The 26,171-nt window shown below is 64.3% G+C and carries 19 protein-coding genes and 3 pseudogenes; 12 read left to right on the forward strand and 10 right to left on the reverse strand.

All coding sequences use genetic code 11. From position 1 onward, the window contains the following. Positions 1-311: 311 nt before the first annotated feature. Positions 312-608 (forward strand): hypothetical protein, encoded by a 297-nt coding sequence (locus ACIGGF_RS17445; protein ID WP_008720468.1) that lies wholly within the window; start codon positions 312-314, stop codon positions 606-608. A gap of 494 nt (positions 609-1,102) precedes the next feature. Here the strand turns inward: ACIGGF_RS17445 and ACIGGF_RS17450 are convergent, their stop codons facing one another. Together ACIGGF_RS17450 and ACIGGF_RS17455 are read right to left on the reverse strand one after the other, a co-directional pair. Further along, positions 1,103-2,059, reverse strand: coding sequence for a M56 family metallopeptidase (locus ACIGGF_RS17450; protein ID WP_008720467.1), 957 nt, complete (start codon positions 2,057-2,059; stop codon positions 1,103-1,105). After that, positions 2,056-2,433, reverse strand: a complete 378-nt coding sequence (locus tag ACIGGF_RS17455) for a BlaI/MecI/CopY family transcriptional regulator (RefSeq protein WP_008720466.1) — start codon at positions 2,431-2,433, stop codon at positions 2,056-2,058. Before ACIGGF_RS17455 ends, ACIGGF_RS17450 begins: the two co-directional genes overlap by 4 nt. Before the next feature lie 428 nt (positions 2,434-2,861). Here ACIGGF_RS17455 and ACIGGF_RS17460 point away from each other — a divergent pair, with 428 nt between their 5' ends. The 9 genes from ACIGGF_RS17460 (at position 2,862) to ACIGGF_RS17500 (ending at position 13,693) form a co-directional block, all read left to right on the forward strand. After that, positions 2,862-3,221: a MerR family transcriptional regulator gene (locus tag ACIGGF_RS17460; protein ID WP_008720465.1), complete on the forward strand. Its 360-nt coding sequence runs from the start codon at positions 2,862-2,864 to the stop codon at positions 3,219-3,221. 297 nt (positions 3,222-3,518) lie between these two features. Beyond that, on the forward strand, positions 3,519-3,899 hold the full coding sequence (locus ACIGGF_RS17465) for a helix-turn-helix transcriptional regulator (RefSeq protein ID WP_008720464.1): 381 nt from the start codon (positions 3,519-3,521) through the stop codon (positions 3,897-3,899). Further along, a complete protein-coding gene (locus ACIGGF_RS17470; protein ID WP_008720463.1) occupies positions 3,896-5,851 on the forward strand; it encodes a cation-translocating P-type ATPase in 1,956 nt (651 codons plus the stop codon). Before ACIGGF_RS17465 ends, ACIGGF_RS17470 begins: the two co-directional genes overlap by 4 nt. After that, positions 5,848-6,393 carry a signal peptidase II gene (locus ACIGGF_RS17475; protein ID WP_008720462.1) on the forward strand — a complete coding sequence of 182 codons (546 nt, stop codon included), beginning with the start codon at positions 5,848-5,850 and terminating at the stop codon, positions 6,391-6,393. The genes ACIGGF_RS17470 and ACIGGF_RS17475 overlap by 4 nt, the downstream gene beginning before the upstream one ends. A gap of 94 nt (positions 6,394-6,487) precedes the next feature. After that, a complete protein-coding gene (locus ACIGGF_RS17480) occupies positions 6,488-7,090 on the forward strand; it encodes a cadmium resistance transporter (RefSeq protein WP_008720461.1) in 603 nt (200 codons plus the stop codon). 339 nt (positions 7,091-7,429) lie between these two features. After that, positions 7,430-10,039, forward strand: coding sequence for an AMP-binding protein (locus ACIGGF_RS17485; RefSeq protein ID WP_237606109.1), 2,610 nt, complete (start codon positions 7,430-7,432; stop codon positions 10,037-10,039). Beyond that, complete coding sequence (locus tag ACIGGF_RS17490) at positions 10,036-11,064, forward strand: iron ABC transporter substrate-binding protein (RefSeq protein ID WP_008720459.1); 1,029 nt, start codon at positions 10,036-10,038, stop codon at positions 11,062-11,064. Before ACIGGF_RS17485 ends, ACIGGF_RS17490 begins: the two co-directional genes overlap by 4 nt. Before the next feature lie 71 nt (positions 11,065-11,135). Continuing rightward, a complete protein-coding gene (locus ACIGGF_RS17495; protein ID WP_080733225.1) occupies positions 11,136-12,650 on the forward strand; it encodes an iron ABC transporter permease in 1,515 nt (504 codons plus the stop codon). Then, complete coding sequence (locus tag ACIGGF_RS17500) at positions 12,647-13,693, forward strand: ABC transporter ATP-binding protein (RefSeq protein WP_008720455.1); 1,047 nt, start codon at positions 12,647-12,649, stop codon at positions 13,691-13,693. Before ACIGGF_RS17495 ends, ACIGGF_RS17500 begins: the two co-directional genes overlap by 4 nt. Before the next feature lie 428 nt (positions 13,694-14,121). Here ACIGGF_RS17500 and ACIGGF_RS17505 read toward each other — a convergent pair. The 3 genes and pseudogenes from ACIGGF_RS17505 to ACIGGF_RS17515 all read right to left on the reverse strand — a co-directional run bounded on the left by ACIGGF_RS17505 (position 14,122) and on the right by ACIGGF_RS17515 (position 16,986). Continuing rightward, positions 14,122-14,470, reverse strand: a pseudogene (locus ACIGGF_RS17505) (divalent metal cation transporter). 276 nt (positions 14,471-14,746) lie between these two features. After that, entirely contained in the window at positions 14,747-15,814 is a 1,068-nt protein-coding gene (locus tag ACIGGF_RS17510) for a hypothetical protein (protein ID WP_032373364.1), read from the reverse strand. 5 nt (positions 15,815-15,819) lie between these two features. Then, a complete protein-coding gene (locus tag ACIGGF_RS17515) occupies positions 15,820-16,986 on the reverse strand; it encodes a site-specific integrase (protein ID WP_008720452.1) in 1,167 nt (388 codons plus the stop codon). Positions 16,987-17,495: 509 nt separating this feature from the next. On the opposite strand from ACIGGF_RS17515, the pseudogene ACIGGF_RS17520 reads away from it, so the two are divergent. Beyond that, a pseudogene (locus ACIGGF_RS17520) lies at positions 17,496-17,636 on the forward strand (hypothetical protein); the annotation flags it as partial. Here the strand turns inward: ACIGGF_RS17520 and ACIGGF_RS17525 are convergent. The 3 genes from ACIGGF_RS17525 to ACIGGF_RS17535 form a co-directional block, all read right to left on the reverse strand. Next, positions 17,606-17,797, reverse strand: coding sequence for a hypothetical protein (locus tag ACIGGF_RS17525; RefSeq protein ID WP_032407491.1), 192 nt, complete (start codon positions 17,795-17,797; stop codon positions 17,606-17,608). The pseudogene ACIGGF_RS17520 and the gene ACIGGF_RS17525 overlap by 31 nt on opposite strands. A 4-nt stretch (positions 17,798-17,801) precedes the next feature. Further along, positions 17,802-19,481: a Mu transposase C-terminal domain-containing protein gene (locus ACIGGF_RS17530; RefSeq protein WP_397522465.1), complete on the reverse strand. Its 1,680-nt coding sequence runs from the start codon at positions 19,479-19,481 to the stop codon at positions 17,802-17,804. 722 nt (positions 19,482-20,203) lie between these two features. Next, complete coding sequence (locus ACIGGF_RS17535; protein WP_032407517.1) at positions 20,204-21,007, reverse strand: ParA family protein; 804 nt, start codon at positions 21,005-21,007, stop codon at positions 20,204-20,206. A gap of 1,494 nt (positions 21,008-22,501) precedes the next feature. On the opposite strand from ACIGGF_RS17535, the pseudogene ACIGGF_RS17540 reads away from it, so the two are divergent. Next, positions 22,502-23,674 (forward strand): annotated as a pseudogene (locus tag ACIGGF_RS17540) (integrase). A gap of 466 nt (positions 23,675-24,140) precedes the next feature. On the opposite strand, the gene ACIGGF_RS17545 reads toward ACIGGF_RS17540, so the two are convergent. Together ACIGGF_RS17545 and pyk are read right to left on the reverse strand one after the other, a co-directional pair. Next, positions 24,141-24,623 carry a WhiB family transcriptional regulator gene (locus ACIGGF_RS17545; protein ID WP_072692200.1) on the reverse strand — a complete coding sequence of 161 codons (483 nt, stop codon included), beginning with the start codon at positions 24,621-24,623 and terminating at the stop codon, positions 24,141-24,143. A gap of 36 nt (positions 24,624-24,659) precedes the next feature. Further along, positions 24,660-26,129, reverse strand: coding sequence for a pyruvate kinase (pyk, locus tag ACIGGF_RS17550; RefSeq protein WP_032407516.1), 1,470 nt, complete (start codon positions 26,127-26,129; stop codon positions 24,660-24,662). Positions 26,130-26,171 lie beyond the last annotated feature (42 nt).

A 26,171-nucleotide genomic window follows, 5' to 3' on the forward strand; every position in this document is an offset into this window, starting at 1 on the left:
ATCGGTGCAGGCAGCCTACTGAAGAGCGGTACACCCACGCTGTTCTCTCTAGCGTCGACGGATCGCAACCCACAGTCCGCAACGTCGGCAGATATAGGCAGCTCCCCCTGCCAGGGAGTGCAACTTCACGGTCGGGAAATCGCGACCACAGCAGGAACAGGCCGAGGTGCCGTCACTCTCACTGGACAGATTCATGAGCAAGCCCTTTCCGTCGAGAGTGACGGGAGAAGTTCGGCACTCCGTCTCCTTCCGCGTAATCGAATTCTACGACCTGTGCGCTGCCAACTTCAGCACGGATATACCGTGGGTGGATGGAGATCACCCTGCAGTATTTCGACGGTTGCCCGAACTGGACGGTCACTGCTGAACGGTTGCAGCTCCTCGCCGCGGAACACTCGGACGCCGTGCTCGTCTATCAACGCGTGGACACGGTGGACATGGCCGAACAGGTGCGTTTTCGTGGCTCTCCGACCGTTCTCGTCGACGGCGTCGACGTCATGGGCGACACATCCGCCGCAGTCGGTCTGGCCTGCCGTGTGTACATGACAGGTGACGGGCCGGCGGGTGCGCCGAGCATGGCTCAGCTCCGGGAAGCCATCCTCGGCTGACACCCGAATCGGGATACCCCAGGGGGTACTCATTGGTATCGTCGGTGACATACAGTCAGCTGATCGGCATGGTCGACGGGGCACAGCTCCGGCGGCCGGTTTGCTGAAAGCACTGACGGTGTTCGGCGTGCTGTTAATGCCTTCGGTGACACCGAACAATGAAGGTGATACAGCCGTGCTCGGGGGCCCGCATCCCTTTTTGAGTGCGGAGTCGCGGACGTCGCTGAATCCGGCGGTCGTCGATCCGACGAGATGTCCCGTGCGGGCGTTCTTCATCCCGCAGATGCGGGCCGTCCCGTCTCGACGGACCAGGGATCGACGCAGTTCGCAACCGTCGACACCGACGGCAACCTGATCGCCTTGCATAACGACGCCCCCGCACCCGAGGGACAGTTCTACCCGTCGCTCGACGGACGAGGGCGCACGATTGAAATTGGCTCGGCGCGGCGACTGCCGTCACCACTGACCGATCGACCCGCTCTTGGCAGGACCACTCAAGAGCCCATCGGACCACACATGATCACACCCGCAGCGGCGAGGGCACCGAACACGATCGGACTCGCGGTGATCGAGAGGACGATCAAGGACAGTTGGGTGCGGGCCCGCGCGTGCACGGGGGTGGACACAGCGACGGTGAGGCGATGAGCACGAGCGAGCACGTCGCCTCCGCTCGCGCCGAGGGCACCCGCGGGAGCGACGGACGAACCAGTGAGGGCGAGCAGACCACCGAGTAGCGCCCGCCGACCATGGGAGCGGGCAGCGCTGTCGTCCGCGCACATCTCGAGCAGCAGGGCGATCTCGGTCGCCCCGTCGCGGAACAACCGCATCCATGGAGCTGCCGCGGCGAGTCCGCGAACAGAGGCGAGCAGCAGGTGATGGCGACCGATTAGGTGAGCACGTTCGTGCGCCAAGACGGCGCCTAACTGATCCGGGACGAGTGCATCCAGGGCACCAGTAGTGATCACGATGGTCTTCGGACGGCCAGCAACGCAGTAGGCGAGCCGATCCGCGGTGTCGACGACCACCGCGTCGGTACCGGGCAGGCGTTGGCCGATCACCCTCGCCGTCCGGGCGTGGCGAAGCGTGTGCGTTCGCATCCGCAGCATGCCCCGCCCAGCCCTCCACACCACCAACGGAAGCGCCGCCGCAGCGACCGCGGAGACTGCTATCAGTGTTCCCTGAAGCAGTGCTGCGGCACGGCCGTCGATCGACCGGAGCACCTCGACGACGCACGCTGACACCCAGTGAGCGTCTCTGTTCCAATGCACCGCTTCGGTGACGAGCATGATCGCCGCGCCGGTCCAGGTCAGGATCACCACCGCCATTGCTGCACTCCAGGCAGCTATCCCGAGCTGCGGAGCGATGCCCCGGCGGGTCAGTCGCGCGAGCACAGGCGGACCGGCTACCGAGACCACGAGCCCGTAGAGCAGCAGGCACAGAGTCAGAGTCATCGCGACTGGCCGGGGTCGGTCAGTCTGCGCAACGCTCTTCGCACACGCTCCGACTCTTCGTCGCTCATCTGCTCGACGAAATGGGTGAGCACCAGGTCCGACTTGCCGCCCGCAGCGAACGCGTGACGCATCAGCCGGGCACTGTGCTCCTCGCGAGACAACGTCGGCCAGTAGTCGAACGCCTTGCCCCTACGGGTGCGCTCCAACCAGCCCTTACGGTGCAGGTTGTCCATCGTCGACATCACCGTGGTGTAGGCAATCACCCGCTGCTCGGCCAATTCGTCGAACAACTCCCGCACGGTGCTTCGCGCACCGCGGGCCCACAGGCGATCCATCACTACCGCCTCGAGTTCACCGAATCCGTTCACCCGCACCTATCGCCTCCTGCCCTGTCGTCTCCTGATCCTAGGGTCGTCGGTAACACGACATCTACTATCTATGTACGTACTCAGTATATGGTCGTGATGTCCCGTCTCCTCGGGACCAGAATTGAGGGAGATTCCGATGACCGAACTGATGACCAACCTGCAGACGTGGTGGGATTGCCAGATCATGATGGCCACCGGCATGTGTGGGGACATGTGCGCCGCAATGATGTGTTGCTGACCGGCTGACGACCTGCGATAGGATACTTCCCCCGACTTCCCGAAAGTCGGGGGAAGCTTGCCGGGCGAGCCTCTCGCGCGGCGTCGTACAGAACGAATCGACAGGGCGAGCGCAGTCTTTGACGATTGCGTACGGACGAAGACCAGGCTTGCCGAAGCCCTGCTGATCTGATCTCGTAACTCTCCTCGGCGACGGGGTGCCGGCGACGACGCTGCGCTTCCACGAAAGCGAGGGGCTGCTGCCGGCGGACCGAGCCCCGAACGGGTACCGCGTCTACGACAAACGAGCACAGCAACGGTTGGCGTTCATCACCGCCGCGAAAAGCTCGAAACTGACGCTGCCACAGATCAAGACGATGCTGCGCGCATGGGAGAACGACTCCTGCGCCGCTGTGAAGACCGGGCTGCGGCCAACACTGCGCGAGCACATCACCCGGGAGGAGGAGTCGATCGCGCAGCTCACCGAGCTGCATGCCGCAATGACCGGTGCGTTCGATCGTCTCGACGACACTCCCGACGCGTCGGCGCGCCGTTCGACCCGCAATGCAGCTGGTTGACCTCGGCCTCCTCGCCGTCTCGGACGGATTCGGCGAGTAGGGAATCGAAAGCGCCTTCGTAGCAGGTGCCACCGCGATCGGGAAGTCGGCGATCTCGACCGCGCCGTACGGAGCAACTGCGGTTTGTCGCGTGCGTCCGCAGGTCCGGTGACCGGGTCCCACACCACGGAGGTGTTCTTCGTCGTGCCGTCGTCCTGTCTCAGTACGGCACGACGAGGATCGGACTCGTGCCGACGAGACCGGGGCCGAGCATTCACGCATAGCGATCATACCGGGCTTAGATGCTATCATCGTTGCATGACGATCAATAAGGATGGCCGCCTGCCCGGCGGTTCCACGTCGACTTTCGATGCGGCAGTGTCGTTGTTCCACAGCCTTTCCGATGCGACACGGTTGGCTATCGTTCGCCGTCTCGCCAGCAGGGAGGTGCGTGTAGCGGACCTGGTGAGCGAGCTGGGGCTGGCACAGTCGACGGTATCGGCGCACATGGCGTGCCTGCGGGACTGCGGATTGGTCGTCGGTCGCCCCCAGGGCCGGCAGGTGTTCTACTCCCTCGTCCGGCCGGAACTGTTGGACCTGCTCGCTTCGGCCGAGACCCTCCTCGCCGTCACGGGGAACGCGGTGGCACTCTGCCCGGTTTACGGCACCGCGCCCGCCGGGTCGGCGGTGACCGGATGAGCGACGCATGCGGCTGCGGCCACGACGAACCCCGCCTGGACGGCGACGAGGAGCACGAACCCGACAAGCTGTGGCAGATCACCGAGATCCGAGCTGCCGCGGTGGCCGGTGCACTGCTGGCGGCAGGGCTGATCATTGACTGGATCGGCGGCCCTGATCGGCTGACCCTGGTGCTCGAATCACTCGCGTTGATCGTCGCCGGCTACACCTTCGTCCCGTCGACCCTTCGGCGGCTCGCGCGCGGCAAGATCGGTGTCGGCACCCTGATGACCATCGCGGCGGTCGGTGCCGTGATCCTTGGTGAGGTCGGCGAGGCCGCGATGCTCGCGTTCTTGTTCGCGATCAGCGAGGGCCTCGAGGAGTACGCGGTCGCCCGCACACGGCGAGGTCTACGGGCACTGTTGTCCCTGGTTCCCGACACCGCCACAGTCCGACGAGACGGCCTCGAGCAGGCGGTGTCGCCGACCGAGTTGATGCTCGGGGAGATGATGATCGTCAAGCCCGGCGAGCGCATCGCCACCGACGGCACCATCCGCCGCGGCACCACCGCGCTCGACACCTCGGCGATCACCGGCGAATCGGTGCCCGTCGAGGCCGGGCCCGGCGACGACGTGTATGCCGGGGCGATCAACGGAACCGGCGTTCTCGAGGTGGAGGTCTCCGCACGTGCCGAGGACAACTCGCTGGCCAAGATCGTCCGGATCGTCGAGGCCGAGCAGTCCCGCAAGGGTGAGGCTCAGCGGTTGGCCGACACGATCGCCAGGCCCCTGGTGCCGGCAATCATGGTCGCCGCCGCCCTCATCGCCGCCGTGGGCAGCCTGCTCGGCGAACCACGGGTATGGATCGAACGCGCACTGGTCGTCCTCGTCGCCGCCTCACCGTGCGCACTGGCCATCGCCGTCCCGGTCACCGTCGTCGCGGCGATCGGCGCCGCCAGCAAACTCGGCGTCCTGGTCAAGGGAGGCTCAGCTCTTGAGGCGCTGGGCCGCATCCGCGTGATCGCGCTCGACAAGACCGGCACCCTGACCCGCAACAAGCCGGTCGTCATCGACGTCGCCACCGCGGACGGTGCGACCCGCGAACAGGTCCTCGCCGTGGCCGCAGCGCTGGAAGTGCGCAGCGAGCACCCCCTGGCCGCGGCGATCCTCGCCGCCGTCGACGACCACACACCCGCCGACGACGTCGTCGCAGTCACCGGAGCCGGCCTCACCGGCCGCCTCTGCGGCGACGACGTCCGCCTCGGCCGACCAGGGTGGATCGACCCCGGCCCGCTGGCCGCGGACGTGGAACGGATGCAGCACGCCGGAGCCACCGCCGTCCTCGTCGAACAGGACGGCCGCACCCTCGGCGCGATAGCGGTCCGCGACGAACTGCGACCCGAAGCCGCGGAAGTCGTCGCCGGTCTCCGCCGCGACGGGTACCACGTCGCGATGCTCACCGGGGACAACGAACGCACCGCCCGCGCACTGGCCGCCGACGTCGGCATCGAGGAGGTCCACGCGGATCTGCGACCGGAGGACAAAGCACGCATCATCGGCGACCTGAAGGGCCGCCGGTCGACCGCGATGGTCGGCGACGGCGTCAACGACGCCCCCGCACTGGCCACCGCCGACCTCGGTATCGCCATGGGCGCCATGGGCACCGACGTGGCCATCGAGACCGCCGACGTCGCCCTGATGGGTGAGGACCTGCGGCACCTGCCGCACGCCCTGGCCCACGCGCGCCGATCCCGACGCATCATGCTGCAGAACGTCGGGCTGTCGCTGGCGATCATCACCGTGCTGATGCCGCTCGCCCTGTTCGGAATCCTCGGCCTGGCCGCGGTGGTGCTGGTGCACGAACTCGCCGAGATCGTGGTCATCGCCAACGGAGTCCGCGCCGGCCGCACCCACCCCCTGTCCGCCGCAGCGGTGCCCGCACCTGCCCCGGCAGCAGCCGAGGCCTGGACATGAGCCCAGACCCCACTTCGGGCCCGATGCCGGGTGTCTCGACCGGGGGACGCTCGGCGACTCGATCCCGGTGGACCCTGGCGATCGTCGTCGCCGTCCTCGTCGCGGCGGCACTCGCGGCCGACCCCGTCGCCCGCCGCGCACTCTCCGACGGCCGCGTCATCGAACTGGGGTTGCTGCAACTCAGGCTTGCCTACAACAGCGGTGTCGCCTTCAGCGTCGGGAACGGGCTGCCGCCAGGGGTCATCATCGCGGTCACCGCCATCATCACTCTCGCCATCGCCGTGTACGCGTGGCGCACCGTCCCCGTCGGCTCACTGACCGGGACGGTGGGGCTGTCGGCGGTCGTCGCCGGAGCGGCCGCCAACGTCATCGACCGCGCTGCCGACGGCCGCGTGACGGACTACTTCCACACCGGATGGTGGCCCACCTTCAACCTCGCCGACACCTACCTCACATGCGGCGTAGTCCTGGTCGTCCTCGCGTCGCTCCGGGAGGGCCGAACCCGCGTCGATCCCACGGGCACGGAGCAACGATCCGTATGACTGCTCCCCGACCTCGAATCCGATCGACCTCCATGACGGTCGCGTGCGGCACCGGGGGCGTCCGGTTACATCCTCACCGACGCCCGGTGCGGCAGTGATCACCACCATCGCCGCGGCAGTGGCGATGTTCGCCGGCACCAACATCGACGACATCGTCGTGCTGACGGTGCTGTTCGTCGCCTCCGCCAGCCAGGGTAGGCCGCGGGCGTGGCAGATCGTCACCGGCCAGTACCTCGGCCTGATCACCCTCGTCGCGACCAGCGTCGTCGCCGCTCTGGGACTGGTGATCGTGCCGCAAGAATGGGTCGGGCTACTCGGTGTGCTGCCCCTGTCGCTGGGGCTCTGGACGCTGATCCGCTGGCTGCGCAGCGACGACGAGGACGAACCCCCGGTCGCTGCCACCGGAATGGCAGGCGTTGCTGCCATCACCATCGCCAACGGTGCCGACAACATCGCCGTCTACACCCCGGTCTTTCGGACGCTCGGTCCACCACAGACCGCAGTCACCATCGCCGTGTTCCTGATCTGCGTCGGGATCTGGTGCTACGCCGGCAGGCTGCTGGGCACTCGCAGGAAGGTCGTCGACACTCTCGAACGGGTCGAGCACTGGCTCGTCCCAGCGGTGTTCATCGGCTTGGGTCTCTTCATCCTCCTCGAATCCGGAGTTCTCGCCCGGCTGATCGCCGCCGCGTCATGACCGACACCCGCTCGCGCGCAGCCTGCGGAACCGCTACGGCCCGACTCAGATCGGTTCCCGCCACCGCCCGGTGGCGTCACCTCCATGCCATCGATCGAAGCGTGAGGGTGAGCAAAGGGCGGCGCATCGATACTCGGTCGATCCGTCGGCGATCATCAGATCGACCACGGTGCGACAATCGGACCGGACTTGCCGAATCGACCGCCGAGTAGGCGTCGCTGACCCCGATCATCTGTGTCCGAGCGGTGTGTGGACAGACGAGCCACGCTCGTCCGCGCGGGCGCGGAGTCGTATTCGTCGCCGGAAGGTTAGGTTCGGCAGCCCTTATAGACTCGCTCGGTGCCCAGAGACTTCAACCGCCCGAAACGCCCCAGTGTGCGCTTAGCGCACGATTTGGGCAGATTCGGTGACGCACCGGGTCTGATATCGGTGAACGAGACGATCACCTACCGCGACCTGGACGAGCGCATCGACCGGCAGGCGGCCAGACTTGGACGTGGCCGTCGTCTGGTACTGATCGCCGGCACCAACAAGGTCGAGGTCGTCGTCACCTACCTCGCGGCGCTGCGTGCAGGACACCCCGTACTGCTGGCCTCGGACGACAATCCCGACCATCTCGACGGGCTCATCGACACATATCGGCCCGATGTGGTGGTGCGCACCCTCGACGGCAACACAGTCGTCGAAGAACTCGATCGACAATCCAGACATGAGCTGCACCCTGATCTCGCGTTGCTGCTGAGCACCTCGGGTTCGACCGGATCACCCAAACTCGTCCGTCTCTCGCACGACAACGTGCAGGCCAACGCCGAGTCGATTGCCGAATACCTGGGCATCCGCCCCACCGACCGTGCCGTGACCACGCTACCCATGCACTACTGCTATGGGCTTTCGGTCGTCCACAGCCACCTCCTGCGCGGTGCCGCCTTGATTCTGACCAACTCTTCGGTCACAGATACTCGACTGTGGGACCTTGCGCGCACCCACCGCGCCTCCACCTTCGCGGGTGTGCCGTACACCTTCGATCTGCTCGACCGTATCGGGTTCGAACAGCTGAATCTTCACGACCTGCGGTACGTCACGCAGGCCGGCGGAAAGCTGTCGCCCGATCGCGTCCGCACGTATGCCGAGCTGGGCCGACGCCAGGGATGGGACTTGTTCGTCATGTACGGGCAAACGGAGGCGACCGCCCGAATGGCGTATCTGCCACCGGATCTTGCCGCCGCTCATCCGCATTCCATCGGACGGCCGATTCCCGACGGGTCCTTTCGGCTCGATCCGGTCGCGGATGCCCCGGACGGGACGGGTGAGCTCGTCTATTCGGGGCCGAACGTCATGCTCGGCTACGCACACGACCCCGGCGACTTGCGCCTGGGTGACACGCTCGCCGGCGAGCTGCGAACAGGCGACCTGGCCCGGCGAACGGCCGATGGACTGTACGAAGTGGTCGGCCGACGCAGCCGTTTCGCGAAAGTGTTCGGTCTACGTATCGATCTGCACCGCGTCGAGTCCGCGCTCGCACACCTGGGATTGACCGTGTGCTGCACCGACGGCACGGACGAACTCGTCGTCGTCGCGGAGAACGCTGACGTCGCCGACGTGCGACGCTTGACAGCACAGTTCAGCGGCCTTCCCGCAACAGCAGTTCGGGTGTGTGTCGTCGATGAGCTGCCGCGCACCTCCACCGGCAAACCCGATGCGCGAGCGGTCGCGGAATTCGCAGGCAAGCCCGGCCCTGTTCAGCCCACCTCGACGACGACAAAGCCCGAGACCACCGATGTCAAAGCGATGTATGCCGAGGTCCTGCATCACGCAAGGGTCGACGACGACAGCACGTTCGTGAGCTTGGGCGGTGACTCTTTGTCGTATGTGCGGATGTCCATTCGGCTGGAGGAGCTGCTCGGTCACCTCCCGGCGGACTGGCACAACACCCGAGTCGTGGACTTCGTTCAGGCACCGCACCTGCGCCGCGGCTGGCGACGGGTGGAGACCAACGTTGTGCTGCGCGCCCTTGCGATCGTGCTGATCACCGGCTCGCACATACACCTGTTTTCGGTGCTCGGCGGGGCGCACGTGCTTCTCGGAATCGCCGGCTACAACTTCGCCCGCTTCCACCTCGGCGCGGTCGATCGCACCGCCCGCGCACGCAATGCTGTGCGCAGCGTCGCTCGGATCGCCATCCCCAGCATGGTGTGGATCGGGGCCATCATCGCTCTGACCGGGGACTACCGCATCACCAGTGCATTGCTGCTCAACGGAATCTTCGGCCCGGACGGTTGGTCTGTCGAATGGCGATACTGGTTCGTCGAGGCGATTGTGTACATCGTCCTCGTAGCCGCCGCTGTGCTCTATGTTCCGGCGGTCGCACGTCTCGAACGCAGTCACCCGTTCTGGTTTCCTATGGGGTTGGTGGCATTGGGCCTGGTTACCCGTTACGGATTGATCGAGATCGACGACAGCCGCAATCGCATTCTGACCGCGGCGGTTGTCTTCTGGTTGTTCGCCCTCGGCTGGGCCGCCGCCCGGGCGCAGACCGTGTGGCATCGAGTGGGGGTCACCGCGGCAATCGTGCTATCGATTCCCGGGTTCTTCTTCGGCGACATCCAGCGAGAAGTCATCGTGATTGTCGGACTTTGCCTGCTGGTGTGGCTCACATCCGTCCCATGTCCCGCAGTTGTGGGCCGGGTTGCGGGGGTGTTGGCAAGCGCGTCACTCTACATCTACCTGACCCATTTTCAGGTCTATCTACCGCTGCGCGACGACCATCCCTGGACAGCATTCGCCCTGTCGATCGTCGTGGGGGTTGTCTACTGGCAGGCCGCGACCTTCGTGCTCGCCCGTCTACCGTGGAGCGGGACAGGGCCGGGCATTAGGTTTGCCAATCCTCTAAGTACCATGGCGGCGGGGACGACCGGAGGTGGTCCGGTAAATGCGAAGGACGGACGATGAGCAAGCGGATCGAACTGATGGCGGGCCTCGCACTGGCGACCGCGGCACTGTTGACGGTGTCGGGGTGTTCGAGCGCTGAGTCCGACCCGGGCGGGGACAACCGGATCACCGTCTACAACGCCCAACACGAGTCGCTGACGAAAGAATGGGCCGACGCGTTCACCTCGGAGACCGGCATCGAGGTCGACCTGCGCCAAGGGAGCGATACCGAACTCGGCAACCAACTCGTAGCGGAGGGTGACCGATCGCCAGCGGATGTGTTCCTCACGGAGAACTCTCCGGCGATGACGCTCGTCGAGAACGCGGGTCTGTTCACCGACGTCGACCAGGCCGTGCTGGCCCAGGTTCCGAGCCAATACCGCCCGTCGAACGGCAAGTGGACGGGTATCGCCGCCCGCTCGACCGTGTTCGCCTACAACACGGACATGCTGACCCCCGATCAGCTCCCGGCCTCACTCCTGGACCTGCAGGACCCCGCCTGGAAGGACCGCTGGGCAGCATCGCCGTCGGGAGCCGATTTCCAAGCCATCGTCAGTGCGCTGCTCGAGTTGAAAGGCGAGGACGCTACACGCACCTGGTTGGAGGGGATGAAGAACAACGTCCGCGCCTACAACGGTAACGGCACGGTGATGAAAGCCGTCAACGCCGGAGAAATCCCGGGCGGCGTGATCTACCACTACTACTGGTTCGGCGATCAGGCCAAGACCGGAGAGAACAGCAGTAACGTCGCCCTGCACTACTTCAAGAACGAAGACCCCGGCGCATTTGTCAGCGTCTCCGGCGGCGGCGTCCTGCAGTCCAGCGCGAAACAGGATGCAGCGCAGCAGTTCCTGGCGTTCGTCACCGGACCGAAGGGTCAGGAAGTTCTGCGGGACGGGATGTCGTTCGAGTACTCGGTGGGCAGCGAAGTGGCGGCCAACGCGGATCTGGTCCCCTTGACCGAACTGCAGGCCCCGCAGGTGGACCCGGCGAAGCTCAACAGCCCGAAGGTCACCGAGCTCATGACCGAAGCCGGTTTGCTCTGATTCCAACGACGAACGGTCGAGAACAACGGGGGCCGGCCCACACGCTGCGGTGCCCAGCAGGCCGGTCGCGTATGCCCTTGCCTCTGGCTGTCACCGCAGTGATTGTCGTGGCGATCTCGCTCATCCCGCTCGGGTACGTGATCGTGGAGAGCGTGGACACCGGCTGGGCCACCGCGTCGGCGCTGCTGTTCCGATCGCGGGTCCGCGAATTGTTGGCCAACACCGTGATGTTGGTAGTGATCACGGTGCCCATCTGTGTCGCAATCGGCGTCGCGGCTGCTTGGTTGGTCGAGCGCACACGAGTATTCGGAGCGAAGGTGTGGGCGGTATTGCTTGCCGCGCCGCTGGCTGTCCCGGCGTTCGTGAACGGCTACTCGTGGGTGACGGCGATCCCTTCCCTCGGCGGGCTGCGCGGCGGCGTTCTGATCGCAACGCTCTCGTATTTTCCTCTCGTCTACATTCCCGTGGCCGCGACGCTACGCAGGCTCGACCCCGCGGTCGAGGAATCGGCGCGAGGACTCGGAATCGGACCGTGGGCAGTGTTCTTTCGCGTCGTGGTGCCGCAGCTGCGGCTGGCAATCGCCGGCGGCGCGCTTCTGGTCGCGTTGCACCTACTCGCCGAATACGGTGCCTTCGTCTTCATCCGCTTCGACACATTCACTACAGCGATTTTCGAGCAGTATCAATCGACGTTCAACGGAGCGGCGGCGACCATGCTCGCCGGGGTGCTGGTATTGCTGTGCCTCACATTGTTGGTGATCGAAGCGGTTGTGCGTGGCAGTGCCAGGTATGCCCGCATCGGCTCGGGTGCAGCCCGCCCGGCCGTGCCTGCAGAACTCGGTTGGCAGTATTCGCCGATCGCGCTCGTCTTCCTGGGGATGTTGATCGCACTGTCTCTCGGAGTCCCGATCGCCAGTGTTCTGCGGTGGCTTGTCGTCGGCGGCAGCGCGGTGTGGGAGTGGGACGAAATCTCGTCCGCGCTGCTGCAGACGCTCGGGTTCGGAATTGCCGGTGCGGTCATGACGTGTGCACTCGCGTTCCCGGTCGCGTGGATCTCGATTCGCCACCGCGGACGGTTCAGCCGTGTCCTCGAGGGCGGTACCTACATCTCGAGTTCGTTGCCCGGCATCGTGGTTGCGTTGGCGTTCGTCACCGTCGCCATTCGGTACGCAAATCCGCTGTATCAAACAGTTGTCGTCGTGATCGCGGCCTACGCATTGCTCTTCCTGCCACGCGCATTGGTCAACCTGCGGGCGGGGCTCGCGCAGGCGCCCGTCGGGTTGGACGAGGCGGCTCGGTCGCTGGGTCTGTCACCGCTGTCGAGTTTCTTTCGGGTGACTCTCAGATTGGCTGCGCCGGCCACCGCAGCGGGCGGTGCGTTGGTGTTCTTGGGGATCGTGAACGAGTTGACCGCGACATTGCTGCTGGCACCGACCGGAACCCGCACTCTGTCGATGCAGTTCTGGTCGCTGAGCAGCGAGATCGACTACTCGGGGGCTGCTCCGTACGCGTTGATCATGATCGTGCTGTCTCTGCCCATGACCTACGTTCTCTTCTCCCAGTCGAAAAAGGCGGCAGGACTATGACATACGCGGTGGAGGTGGATGGGCTGGACAAGTCGTTCGGTCCTGTGACGGTGCTACGTCGTGTTGAGTTCGCTGTCGATGCCGGGTCGACCACAGCCATCGTCGGACCGTCCGGTTGCGGTAAGACGACGCTGCTGCGTCTGATCGCGGGTTTCGACAAACCCGACGCAGGCACTGTCGCACTGACCGGGAAGGTCGTCGCGGGATCCGGCTGGACGCCTGCGCACCGAAGGTCGGTGGGGTACGTCGCCCAGGACGGGGCACTGTTCCCACACGCCACGGTCGGCGCGAACATCGGGTTCGGCCTGCCACGCCGTGCCCGCACCGTCTCGAAGATCACCGAACTGCTCGAGATGGTGTCGCTGGATTCGTCCTACGCCTCACGTCGACCCGACCAGCTCTCCGGCGGCCAGCAGCAACGGGTCGCGCTCGCGCGGGCGCTGGCGCGTGAACCTGAATTGATGCTGCTCGACGAACCGTTCTCGGCACTCGATGCCGGCTTGCGGGCGAACACTCGACGGATCGTCGCCGACGTCCTCGCCAAGGCTGGGATCACCACCATCCTCGTCACCCACGATCAACCCGAGGCCCTGTCGTTCGCCGACCGGGTTGCGGTGATGAGCTCGGGCAGGCTCGCACAGATCGGTACACCTCGTGAAATCTATTCCCGCCCTGTGGACGTCACCACCGCGGAATTCATCGGTGACGCCGTGATCTTGACGGCCCACATCGAGAACGGCCGTGCCCGCTGCGCCCTCGGCGACGTCGCCGTCGCCCCTTCCCCGAACGCCATCGAAGGTGCAGCCCGAATCATGTTGCGGCCGGAGCAAATCGAGGTGACCACCGACGGCGCGGGTGCATCGGGGGCCGTCGTCGACGTGGAGTACTTCGGGTCGGAGATGCTGCTCGGGATCCGCCTCGACACCGCGGACACCGCTATGGCCCAGCGGGTCACCGTGCGCCGCTTCGGCGCCACGGCTCTGACGCCCGGCGACAGGGTCGCCATCCGCGTCATCGGCGACGCCGTAGTGTACGACCTGTGAGAGAGCTACTCAGTGTGAGGCAGCCTCTCGCGTCCTGCTCGATCATGCGATCGATGCCGAACAATGTGCGTAGTTAGTGGGCAGACTTGCACCATCCAGACTGAGGCAACGCCCCGGAGGCAATCACGTCTCGACCCCAAGCATGGAACGGGCCGGCCGGCATCGACTGTCACCGCCGTCTACGATCCGCACGCGGGTTGATGTCTTGAAGGTGGTGGGCGGCTTCGTCGTCATCCAAACTGGGGGCATCGATTGCGTTGCTTGCAAATCTGGTGGCCCGCACTAAGTCTTCTTTCTTTCGAGGACGGACTCCCCCTGAGCGGCGGAAGAACCCACTGATTCCGATTTCCCACGCACACCACCACCATCGCGAGCGGTAATCGGTCCTGGAACACAGAGGCAAGCAGGAGACGTTCACCCGCGCACAATCAGACGACGGTTAGATGGATCAGTGCAATGCTGAGTGCGACGACGATTCCCGCGATGAACCGGGCTGCATATCGAGTGATCCGGTAATTTGACATCGCTGCCCATCAACATGCGGTCAGAGGTGAACCGCACCAACGGAATCAGCGCGATCGGAATACCGAAGGACAACACGACCTGCGAGACGACGAGAGCGCGACTGGGGTCAACCCCAGCGGCGAGGATCGCCAGTGCCGGAACCAGCCGCCGCACACGATCGGGATGCGCTTGCGTGGACGGTGCACGCCTGCTTTTCGTGTGTGTCGCTGCAGGAGCGATCGTGACCATCGACGCACTGACCAGTCTCGACATCCCCTTCGTGTTGGTACTTCTCACCGCGCTTGCCGCTGTCGGCACTGACCCTCAGGAAACGTCGCCGAACCATCAACGCAGACATCGATGCAGTGGATCGGAAGCGCACCGCGAGACGAGGTCCAGCGACACGACCACCCCGTACCAAGAGACCGTGAAGCCCGCGTGCGAACTTTCGACACAGACCCGGTCGTCGTTCGGTGCAATGTTCGCTGACTCACTCACAACAGGGGTCGCTCCTGCGGGGTGACACCTGGGATCGTCGCGCGCTGAAGACTATTGCTCGCACTCCGGCATTTCCGCATCTAAGAACTCGAGAAGTTCCCTGAGCAGTCGGTCTGCGCGGTTTTCGACATCGGCAAGAACCGAATCGACGTCGTCGAGGAGCGCGTGGGAGTGCCTTCGTGCGAGTGTGCCGCGTTCGTAGTAACCAGGGTCGAGCGAGACCGCCGATGCAGGCTCGAGCGTAAAGACACGCTTTGGGTTCGTCTCTCGGACGGGGGGCGGTATGTGCGTGGGAGCGCGTCCCCCGAGGTGTGCTCGAACGATATCGGCTATTCCCCGGGAGGTGAGAGGGGTTGCGACCAGCGGGGTATGGCCCCACCGGTCGATCGTGGTCAACAACGGCCGTTCGCTGCCTGGGTCGAGATGAGTAACGGAGTCGGCGAGTTCGGTTCCGTCGACGTGCTCGATGGCGTCGGCGAGCATGCGTGTGCTGGGGTGCCGCTCGCCGTGGGCCAGGACCTCGTACCAGCGCCTGTACACCTTTCTCGGTGATGCGCCCGCCCTCACGAGCTCCAACGAAGTGACGGCATGTACACCGGTGCCCGTTTCGATTGTGAGGGCATCGAATTCGGGTTCGACGGCGACATCTCTTATTCGCAGTGCCGCGATCTCGGTGTATGGCAGCCCGGCCGCGGCAAGAGTGAGGACCAGTGCATCTCGGCGAGCGAACAACGCCGCCGGCCACCCTGTTCCGGGGAGGCGCGTGACGATGCCGCCGATCCGAGTTGCGGTGTCGCGCAAACGCGCTGCACGCAGCGCGTCCAGAGCCGCTCGCACGCTCTGACCGCGACCCGGCGGGGGCAGGGCGCGGTCTCGATGAACAGCGTCGATGACGGCGATGCGACGACGTTGCGTTGCCGGCGCGGCAGGGTTGGCTCGGAGGAACCGAACGAACAACTCCGGTGAGACCGGCAACGCCGACTGATCATGAGCGGTGCACCAGTCCGCGAACAGCGACCACGTGTGTCGACCCCGTTCCGGGACAGTGTCGTTCGATACTGGAGTTGTTCGGACAAGGTCGGTGTTGTCGCCGCTCGTCGAGGTGTCGGTGCCGTGCATGAGGGTCACAAGCCGAGATCGTTCACGGCGTTGCCGACCAGAGGCGCGTTCTCGCGGGCATAGATTTCGACCATTCCCGGGCTTCTGTGTCCGGTCTGTCGCATGATCGCGTGTGCGTCGGCACCGTTACGGAACGCTTGAGTGACGAATCCGGCACGCAGTGAATGTCCGCCCAGCTGGGCGAGAAGGTCTGCGTCGTAGCCGGCGCGGCCGGCGCGGCGGCGGATCGCGGCGTGCACTGCCGCACCCGACAGTGCGGTCTGGGATAGGTTGCCGTTCTTGCGGATCGACCGGAACAGCGCCGACCGCGTGTCAGCGGTGGGCAGGGTGCTGTGGCAGAGATGGGAGTCGAACTTCGCTGCGCGGGAAAGCAAACGAATGATCGCGGTTCTGCCACCGGTATCGAATGCAGCAACGATCTGCAGCCAGCGAACCCACGCGCAGACCGGGCATGATTCGTGCCGGTCGGTGAACGGCAGCGCCTTCACCGTTCCGGTTCCGTCCTGGTCGGTCTTCGAGTGCCGCAGGCGGACATGCGCACCGTCGAGGCGATCGCGGCGCACATCACGACATTCGAGGTCCACGAGTTCGCTGCGCCGAAATGCCCCGGAGTACCCCATCAGCAGTAGTGCGGTGTCGCGGCGTTCGAGCACTTCACTGGCCCAGCCGGTGACACCGGCACGTGCTACGTCAACGATGGCAGTGATATCGGACGTCAGGAGTGGGGCGCGGGGATTGCGGGGGCGCTCCCCCGCGGCGGCGTAGTCTCGGCGGATACCGGCGAGGGTGGCGCGCACCATCTCGTGGCCACACGGGGTGTCGTGGCCGAGCCCGCGGTGACGGTCGGTGATCGCAGCGACCCATTTGCCGAAGGTCGACGGTGCATACGCCCGGACTCCGTCGACGGTCAGCGAGTCCGCCGCGTCAACGAGATACGCAGCCACGGTCGCAGGGTGCGCCGGCAACGAGATGTGCCCGGCGGCAGTGCACCAGGTCTCGAATCGCCGCCACGCCGAATCGTAGGCGCGGCGGGTTGCGGCAGACCGCGCCGACGCCATCGACCGTTCGATACGCGCAGCCACCTCGGCCGACAGGTCCGGAAACACCACCGCACCACTCACCAGGGCAACTGAATCTGCGTCCAGGACCTCACCGAGCTGCCGTTCTGCCATGGCAAGAACTGTAGTGCGCACCTCCGACAGGCTTTTTGATTTCAAAACACGCTCACCTGGTGTTTCGCCGGGGATGGTGCGGGAAAATGGGCGTACGACGGCCTGCAGTACCACTTCTCGGTGCTCTGAGCGTCGGTTGAGGAGCAGAAGTTTGCTCCGTACACGGCCGCACCGGTCTGTTCGAATTGCTCGACAGTTGAGTATCCCTGGGACGGGTCGCAAGCGTAGCCGTCGAGGACTTGTCCGGCCACGAGATCAGGTCGTTCCACTGAGCAGTAGCTCTTTGGACGGGAAACCCGTCGAATCTCCTTCACTTTGACACCTACACCGGCAGCTCGTGGCGGGGTCGCAGCCCTACGAGGACCTAGTCGGGGCGTGACACCCGAATAGTTCTCGAGTACGCGGCTCGGAATTATCGGGAACTTCCGGGACCGCTGGCCCGACTACTGCACGAGTAGGACCGGCTGAGCGCCCAGTGCAGCCCGAGGAGAAGGAACCGAAACACGCAGATGTCCACCAGTGAAATCGATCGACCGCCTGCGCCCGGTGACACCCCGCCTTCGGTGACGAAGATCCCGTTGTGGCCACAGATCAGGCCGTTCGTGCTGCGGTTGCACTTTTATGCCGGCATCCTGGTCGGACCGTTTCTGCTGATCGCGGCCGTGACCGGCCTGCTGTACACCATCAGGATCAACCGGATCCGGTCCGCGTCGTCGAGTGCGGCGAGCGGACGAACCGACTCCCGAAGGTGCCCCAAATCCTCGCTGGACGACTCGGTGGGTTCGTCGCTGCTTCCTGTCGATGCGGTCATCGCCTCACCATTCCTCGATGTCGCTGAAGACAGGCGTTGCGGTGCCGCCGTCCGCTCGAGGCTCCACCGGCGGGTGGATCGCCGGGATCGGTGCAGACGCGGCGCCGGTGAGATGCGTGCGGCGGGCACGGTTGCGCCGGGCTCTGCGGGTGGCTTTCTGCGAGCGGTCGGTGACCTCGCGCATCTGCTCGATCATCGAAAACAGTGCGCTCTCATCGACGTTCGACCGACCTTGTTCGCGGAGACGAGTGATAGCAACTCTGTGCTCCCACAATGTCACCGCGGGATGTGACATCGTCCGGTACGGCACCTCGACATAGCCGGCACCGTCTGGTTCGAGGACCCAGATTCTGCTCAAATCGCGTGGGTCACGTCGTATCACGAACCGTCCCAACTCCTCTCGCCGCGCAACCCACGGTTTGAGCGCGTTCGAGAAGTAGTGCACGTGATCGAGGACGAAGCCCGTGCGCGTCAGACGTCGCCGGATGACGGGAAGAAAGTCCACCAGGAACGCGGTTTCGCCGAGCACCACACGAGGGGCATGACCAGCTGCGGCAACCGCGCCGGCCCACACGGCGGCCGGAGTGTTCCCGATCCCTGTGTGAACACTCGCGTGATACGAGGCTATGGCCAGGACCAGCCAGCGCTCCAACTCACGCAATGTCAACGCCGCATGCTTGTCCGAGTCGTACCTTCCTCGGTCCGCGGGGCTCGAGAAGGTGGTCCCCGGCAGCTCGTGCACCGCCGTCATCGCCGTTCCGATGATGCGTTCGACGATCCCGCCGTAGTGCGGTCGGCCCGGAGGACGGTATTCGAGTGTGATGGCGTGCTGGGCGCATCCGCGGCGCAGCGCTTCGCTTTTGAACTCTGAGGCGTTGTCGAGATACAACTGTTTCGGCTTCCCTGCCATCGGCCACTGCACCTGCTCCGCGAGCTCGCATGCCTCCAGCCATGTCTGCTTCTCGCAGCACACGCGGCCCAGGCACAACCCGACCGATATCGACGACGGCGGCTCCAAAGTGACGACGAACCCGAGTACGGAACGGCTGAGGACATCGATGGCGATCGTCAGGTAGGGGCGGCCGATCGGTTGACGCTCGTACTCGTCAACGACCATCAGATCGACGACGGTGTGGTCGATCTGGACCTGATCGAGAATCCCCGCAACCGTCGGTGGACTGTCGCCGGCGGACTGACGTGGGCGGGCGGCATCGGGTCCTCCGCGCGACCTGGCCACCGATGCCGGATGGAGCGCTGCGATACGCGCGGTGACGGTATTTCTGGCCGGCACTGGCAGACCCGCGCGGTGACACGCCAACGCGATACGTCGATGCAGCGCAGCGACACTCAGCTTCTGGCGGTGAAGAAAATATCGGGTGAGATGATCGCCGATCACCTCTTCGACCTCAGCCGCTACTCGGCTGCGGCCACGCCCACCCGGCGAGACCTTCGTCAGAAGATCGGTGACCGTACCTGTCCCGTCCCTGAGTTTGCCAAGCAACGCATAGACCCGACGCCGCGACAACCCCAGTCGTTCGGCCGCATCATCGACCGCTGCCAAACGCACCGGATGCATCTCCAGCAAGGGAGCCAAGACAGCGAATCGGGTCTCTGCCTGCGCCCACCGCTCCCCCGACGCCGTCAGCACACCGGTCTCCACGACGTCGAGCTTGCCCGGGTCCACCACAAGCCTCCCCTGTCACCGAGAGCCGAACGCGATCGTGCAGCGCACTTCTGACATCAGAATGTCAGAAGACCACTGCACTCACCCACAAATCGCCAGCAAAAAGTGCCGCCGTCTTCTGAAACTGACACGATTCGGCCGCGGGGTGTCTCGATAGACGATCGTCAAAAAGGACGCCGAGCCTCGGTGGGGGTGCCTGAAATCTCGGTCCCGCCTTAGGTCTGCCATCGCGCACATGTACGTGACTGAATACTTATGGGTCACAAAAAGGGCTGTGCTAGCAACGCTAGCTAGCACAGCAAGCGGGGATCCTCATTCAACGGTCTAGATGCCCCGCTTGTCGAGGTACTCACAGAGCGCTGCGTCGGTCAAGGAAGCAATACTGATTGATCGGTCCCCTGTCTCGTACCGCAGCCTGTCGACGGCTCTGTTCAAACGAAGCTTGGTAGAACTCCGTATCCGCACATTGTGCTGCTCAGTAAATTTTTCTCCGCCTGGTCCTGCCGCCGGCCGCGCATTGTGCTGAGCCAACGGTTCGTTCGTTGCCGGAAGAGTGGGCTCGTTTGTCGGCCTGATACCGCCAGCACTGGTCGGAACGTCGACGCTCGGCGACCCGGTTGATTCTTGCTGTGCTTCGAGCCCAACGCGCCGGGGTGAAGCGGTCGGTCGCGAAGGGAGGTCTGCAGCCGGATGGCGGCGGATGGCGGGTTCGCGTTGTGCGTTCATGCGGCAGGCTCTCCTAGGAGGTCGATAGACAGTTCTTTCAGCAGGGCGTCGTAGGCGACTTGCAGGTCTATCGCCCGGCCTCCCTTGTAAGAATGGATGGGAGTGTGGCTGCTATGAGCGTCTTGGCGCGCCGCCAGCTCCGGGATCCCCGCTCTTGCAACCAATTCGCCGTATGCAGCACGCAACTCGTCCTCGCGATACTGATGCTCCGAGGTCCTTCGTTTCTTAGACAAGACGATCTTCTCGAGCTCGAGACGAGGGTTCGCACGCCGCTTGACGTTGGTGATGGTTTCCTCAACCTTGGTAATCGCTCGCACGCTGTCGATGGTGGGTTCGGTGACCGCGATGACTGAGTCGCAGGCGCAGAGGACCGCGAAAAGTAACTTTCCAAGCGACGGCGGGCAGTCGATGAAAACTGCACTGTAAGGCGACAGATCGACACCCTCAAGCGCGATATCCAACCGAAAGATCAAGTCGTTTGCACCGTCAGCCTCAAGATTGGCGAGGCTCTGAGTCGCCGCGATCAGGTCGACCCGATCCCATTCGGTTGCTACTACCGCATCCGCTGCTGCACCCTCGCCAGTGACCGACATCAGGTCGAAGGTAGTTCGCATGTCGTCATCAACGTCGACTCCCAGACCGGTCGTCGCGTTGGCCTGAGGATCCATATCGATGACGAGGACGTGTTTGCCCTTGTCTGCCAATGCACTCGCCAATCCGAGTGTTGTCGCTGTCTTCCCAACCCCACCCTTCTGGTTGCATATCGCGAACTTCCTGGGTTGCTTCGACGACGTCGACATTGGGATTCGCGTTCCTTTCTCTGTTTGAGGATCAAGGCCAACGAACTTTTCTCCGAGGAAAACTGCGTTGGCTCGCACCCTGGACGTATGCCCTGCAAGCCTTCTGGCTCGCTACGCTATAGCCAATTGCTTCGTGTGCTGCGTTAACACGCGGAGCGAACCTTGCGACGAGTGCTTTGCTCGCTTGCGTAGCTCGCTTCGCCCGTCTCGCACTGCTTGCACGCCGCGCTGCAGCGCCTTGCGTATCTAGCCAAGCGCATTTAGTTACGCAAGATTACCGTGCTAGACAAGCAACTCTCACTTGCCTCGCTAGCACCGCGTGTGTAGCAATCGCATCTAGTGCATCACGCCTATCTAGCGTTGTTTTGCTAGCTATGCCAGCTACGTTAGCCTACGTTCCGACGCTCCGCTCGCTTTGCATTCTTTGCTAGCTACGCTAGCTATCATTGCACCCATACCTCTTCAATTACTGCTCAACAGAACGCGAACGGAGCGAACCCGGTTAACTGCCCGTCTGCGCGCAGGCGAATCTCGCGTGCAACGGCCCTCAGCAGGATAAATAGCAATGCTAGATGGCCTAGCACTCGCGTATGCCGAAGCCCAAGAGTGTCTGTACAGGGCTGGCGTTGCAGAGCCTTGCAACACCTTGCTCCACAATGCGTCAGTTCAATCCGCCGGACCCACGGTTCGGCGGATTGAACTGAGAGGCGATAAAACTGCGACGGACTGCGCCAGGCAGCAACATCGCAAACCGAACAATCGCGAGCTGTGATCACGTACGGACTGGGCGCTTTGTTCAACCCAGGCGAAATCATGCCCGGCGTCAGAACCTCTAGCGTTGCTAGCATAGATAGCTATCATCACTAGCGTTGGCATCCATCACAACAGGTTGGACGGTCGTCTCACAAGATGGTGACCTATGGGGTGTCGCGCGACTCGTCGGCTGCAACCGACTCAGCCTGCGGCGAGTTCAGTGTCGAGGATGGGGACTTGACGGTTGGCTGCGTCCACAAGCGCCGCCGCCACCATTCTCAAGGTGGGCAACGTGCGTCTTACCGACACCCAAAACACAGCGCCGCACCGCGAGGCTGTTCCCTGTCTAAGTCGCAGGAACGGTCGGAACCACGACTGCGCCCGAACTCAACCAATGATTCGGTGGAATACCGCAGTAACGGCGGGCCCCACGGCCACGAGGGAATCCCACAGTTCGAAGCCCCAAAAAGCAGACGCGAAACGGACGATCGTTGTAACTACCGGGGGGAGCAACGACCGCCAAGATCGCCTGGTGCAGCCCCGGGCCGGATCAAACTGGGGTCTATTACGGCGGCTCTTTCAAGTTGATTAGCAGGGACATTCATCCCGCCTTCGTTGTCACCCATAGTTCAATGGATCTGACCCACGTAAATTGCATTTTCCGCACCATGCGAGCCAAAACGCCCGGTCAGCACAGTTTTGCTACGCATGGATGTCGGTGACCTGGGCTAGGCTCTCTAAATGGACTTCCGACCGGGCCGCACACCTGCGGTGAGCCCATCGGCGGGCTCTACGGGGCTCGTATCCACCGCTGTGGAGCCCGAGATTCCGCTGGCGGTGGCCAAGCGGATCGCCAAAGCGGTCGAATAGTCCCGTTCCGAGGGGACCCGTCGCACCTATGCCGCAGGGTGGCGACGCTTCGTCGGCTGGTGTGAGAGGGAAGGACATGTTGCGTTGCCGGCGCACCCGGTGACCGTCGCCGCGTATCTGGTCGATGCCGCGGACACCCGCACGGAATCGGGGGAGCGGGCCTACGCCGTCGCCACCTTCGGTACTTGGATCGCGGCGATCAATCATCAGCACCGCACCACGGGACATCTGTCTCCGTCGGCACACGAGCTCGTCACCGCGACATTATCCGGGATCCGCCGCGAGTATGCCGCGGCGGGGGATCGGCCGCGCACACCGCGGGACCCGCTACTGGTCGACGACATCAAGGTCTTCGTCTCGACGGCGCGGAAGCGATGCCGGGGGTGGGCCGACGCGGTACTCGAACGACGCGATTCGGCAATCCTCCTGCTCGGGTTCGCCGGCGCGTACCGCCGCAGCGAACTCTCGGAGCTCTTGTGCGGCGACGTGACCGTGCACCGGCACGACGGCCTACACGTGCGGCTACGGAAATCGAAGACCGACCAAGAGGGCAGGGGAGCGATGAAAGCCTTGCCGTACACCGAGTCTCACGAGACATGCCCGCCCTGCGCCTACGTCCGCTGGGCACAGGTCGTGGCCGCGTTCGATGCTGGTGGCCGCCCGTCCGTGATCCGACTGCTCCGTAAGCAGGAGCCATTCGCCGAGCACGTGTGCCGTGGGGGAGTGCCCCGCACCGCAGCCCGCGCCCCGCTACTTCGTGCCGTCGCCAAGAACGGCAACCTTGGCTCCACATCGCTGTCCGGTGCCGCGATCCACCAGACCATCCGCCGCCGCGCCGAACACGCCGGCTACGACCCCACCGCGCTCGCCAAACTCGGCGGCCACTCGCTCCGCGCCGGCTTCGTCACCCAAGGCACCCGCAACGGCGCCGACGGATCCGCCATCGCACGCCAAACCGGCCACGCCAGCCTCGACTCCGTCGAGGTATACCGCCGCGAACACGCACCACTGGTGGGAAACGCTGTGAACCAGATCGGACTGTAGCGAGTCAACTGAGCGGAATTGTGTTCGATGCAACTGTGCGACAGCGAGTACGGAATTCGTGACCTTCACGTGAACGCTAAATCCAGCGTAGCGTTTTCGGGCTTCGCGCCAACGTCGGCCTGCGTATATGCATCGCACACTGGACGAGGTTCAACGTCGTTGTGTTTGATGCAACGCGTGGGTGGGGGCTAAAGCCCCAGGTGCGGCGCATCTGGTCTCGGTTCCTGAGCGGCGAGGGGGACGATCAGACCGCGATTATCGCCGGTGCGCCGAATTGCGGGCAACCAGAAGCACTGGTTTATCGTGCCGAATACCGCACCTTCGAATTTCGTCACTCCGCCAGTCATATCCGCGGGCAAGGTAGTGAGAGTGTTCTCTGTTTGAGAGGGGCCGCCGATGATGAAGGTAACGGTTGGGAACCCTGCATGTCACTCGTCTTACCGTGCCGTTCGAATGCACGGTTCGGTCAGAAACCGGGTTTCGGACGTCGGTCATCAACGTCGTAACTACTGTCTACGGCGACCGTTGACTCAGGACGCAGCTCTCGGCGGCGGTCTCCGGCGCTGAGGGGGGCGCCGGCTGGTGCCTCGTGGCTTTGACCATCTCGGCGCGTGGGTGGTCTGCGCACGGGAGGCCCGATTCGATGTCTCGGACGAGGAACATGGGCCGGTGCGGTGAGAGTTGCAGCGCGTTCGCGCGCTGACATTCCGCCCCAGACTCCGTATGGCTCTGCGTTGTTCAACGCGTGGCTTCGGCAGTCGTTGAGAACTGGGCACCGAGCGCACACCTGTTTGGCGGTCTCCTCCGCTCGTCGGAGTTCGCTTCCGCGTGTACCGCGGGCCGGGAAGAAGGTCGATACGGCAAATCCTCGGCAGTGGGCATGCAGTTGCCAGTCCCAATTGGATGTAAGTGGGGCCGGGAGGATTCCGGTAGGGAAATAGATTCTCATGGTTCCTCGGTGCGGGTGGTTCGGCGACGGTGGATGTCAGTCGTTGTGGCCGATTCGGTGGACGCGGATCATGGTGGTGGTACCGGTCAGATCGTGGGGTCCGCCGGCCACGATGACGACGAGGTCACCGCGTCGATAACGGTCCATGCTCAACAGCGCCCGGTCGACTTGCTCGATCATGAGGTCGGTGGATTCGGTGGGCTCGACGACGAAGGTCTCGGTCCCCCACGTCAGTGCGAGTTCATTGCGTATCTCCGCAACCGGGGTGAACGCGAGCACGGGCAGCGGCGTGTGCAGCCGCGCGAGGCGGCGGACGGTGTTGCCGGAACGCGTGAAGGCAACCAGGGCGCAGGCGCCGAGTCGTTCTGCGATGTCGCGTGCTGCATAGGACACCACACCGGCTCTGGTCTGGGGGAGATGGGTCAACGGGGGCACGTCGGTGGAATGAGTTTCGACCGCATCGAGAATCCGCGCCATCGTGCGTACTGCGTCGACAGGGTATGTGCCGATCGATGTCTCGCCGGAGAGCATTACTGCGTCGGCGCCGTCGAGTACGGCATTCGCGACGTCGGCGGCCTCGGCCCGGGTGGGGCGCGAGTTGTCGATCATCGATTCGAGCATCTGAGTTGCGACGACAACCGGGCGGGCATTCTCACGGGCGATTTGGATTATGCGTTTCTGTATCAGCGGTACGTCCTCGAGAGGCACTTCGACGCCGAGGTCGCCGCGCGCGACCATGATCGCGTCGAAGGCGAGCACGATGGCTTCGATGTCCTCGACTGCCTCCGGTTTCTCGATCTTGGCCATCACCGGGACGCGCCTGCCGACTCGGTCCATGACCGCGTGTACCCGGTCGATGTCGGACGGTGACCGGACGAACGAGAGCGCGACGAGGTCGACGCCCATGCGCAGCGCGAACTCCAGGTCGTTGATGTCTTTGTCCGAGAGAGCGGGAACGGAGACATTCATACCGGGGAGGGATACCCCTTTGTTGTTGCTGATCGGCCCGCCTTCGACGACCCGGCACACCACGTCGTTTCCGTCGATGTCGATGACGACGAGGGTGATCTTGCCGTCGTCGACGAGAAGTCGGTCCCCAGGCGATGCGTCCTGCGCGAGTTGGTTGTAGGTGGTGGATACTCGCTCGTGGGAGCCGTCGCAGTCCTCGACGGTGATGCGAACGATGTCTCCGGCCGCCCAGAGGGCGCCGCCGTCGGTAAATCTGCCGAGCCGGATCTTGGGTCCTTGGAGGTCGGCGAGGACGGCGACGGCACTGCCCAGTTCGTGTGCTGCGCTGCGGACACGGTCGTAGTTCTCTCGATGATCCTGGTGTTCGCCGTGGCTGAAGTTCAGCCGTGCGACGTTCATTCCTGCAACGATCAGGGCTCGGGTTGCGTCGTCGGTCGCGGTAGCAGGCCCCATTGTGCAGACGATTTTTGCGCGGTGGGGGGAGAACATCGGCGCGAGCTCATCGGGCCGGGTGGAGTGGACGTCGGTCAGTGTCATCGGAATCCTTTTGTGTCGCCGTGTTCACCTCAGTCGGGACGC

The organism is Rhodococcus sp. NPDC078407, from assembly GCF_044542515.1.
GTDB lineage: Bacteria > Actinomycetota > Actinomycetes > Mycobacteriales > Mycobacteriaceae > Rhodococcoides.

Excerpts from the sequence above, each read along its gene's own strand:
- ACIGGF_RS17445 (WP_008720468.1), top strand. The coding sequence starts at position 312 with ATGGAGATCACCCTGCAGTATTTCGACGGTTGCCCGAACTGGACGGTC.
- ACIGGF_RS17450 (WP_008720467.1), bottom strand. The coding sequence starts at position 2,059 with ATGACTCTGACTCTGTGCCTGCTGCTCTACGGGCTCGTGGTCTCGGTA.
- ACIGGF_RS17465 (WP_008720464.1), top strand. The coding sequence starts at position 3,519 with ATGACGATCAATAAGGATGGCCGCCTGCCCGGCGGTTCCACGTCGACT.
- ACIGGF_RS17470 (WP_008720463.1), top strand. The coding sequence starts at position 3,896 with ATGAGCGACGCATGCGGCTGCGGCCACGACGAACCCCGCCTGGACGGC.
- ACIGGF_RS17475 (WP_008720462.1), top strand. The coding sequence starts at position 5,848 with ATGAGCCCAGACCCCACTTCGGGCCCGATGCCGGGTGTCTCGACCGGG.
- ACIGGF_RS17490 (WP_008720459.1), top strand. The coding sequence starts at position 10,036 with ATGAGCAAGCGGATCGAACTGATGGCGGGCCTCGCACTGGCGACCGCG.
- ACIGGF_RS17495 (WP_080733225.1), top strand. The coding sequence starts at position 11,136 with ATGCCCTTGCCTCTGGCTGTCACCGCAGTGATTGTCGTGGCGATCTCG.
- ACIGGF_RS17500 (WP_008720455.1), top strand. The coding sequence starts at position 12,647 with ATGACATACGCGGTGGAGGTGGATGGGCTGGACAAGTCGTTCGGTCCT.
- ACIGGF_RS17510 (WP_032373364.1), bottom strand. The coding sequence starts at position 15,814 with ATGCACGGCACCGACACCTCGACGAGCGGCGACAACACCGACCTTGTC.
- ACIGGF_RS17515 (WP_008720452.1), bottom strand. The coding sequence starts at position 16,986 with ATGGCAGAACGGCAGCTCGGTGAGGTCCTGGACGCAGATTCAGTTGCC.
- ACIGGF_RS17525 (WP_032407491.1), bottom strand. The coding sequence starts at position 17,797 with ATGACCGCATCGACAGGAAGCAGCGACGAACCCACCGAGTCGTCCAGC.
- ACIGGF_RS17535 (WP_032407517.1), bottom strand. The coding sequence starts at position 21,007 with ATGTCGACGTCGTCGAAGCAACCCAGGAAGTTCGCGATATGCAACCAG.
- ACIGGF_RS17545 (WP_072692200.1), bottom strand. The coding sequence starts at position 24,623 with ATGAGAATCTATTTCCCTACCGGAATCCTCCCGGCCCCACTTACATCC.
- pyk (WP_032407516.1), bottom strand. The coding sequence starts at position 26,129 with ATGACACTGACCGACGTCCACTCCACCCGGCCCGATGAGCTCGCGCCG.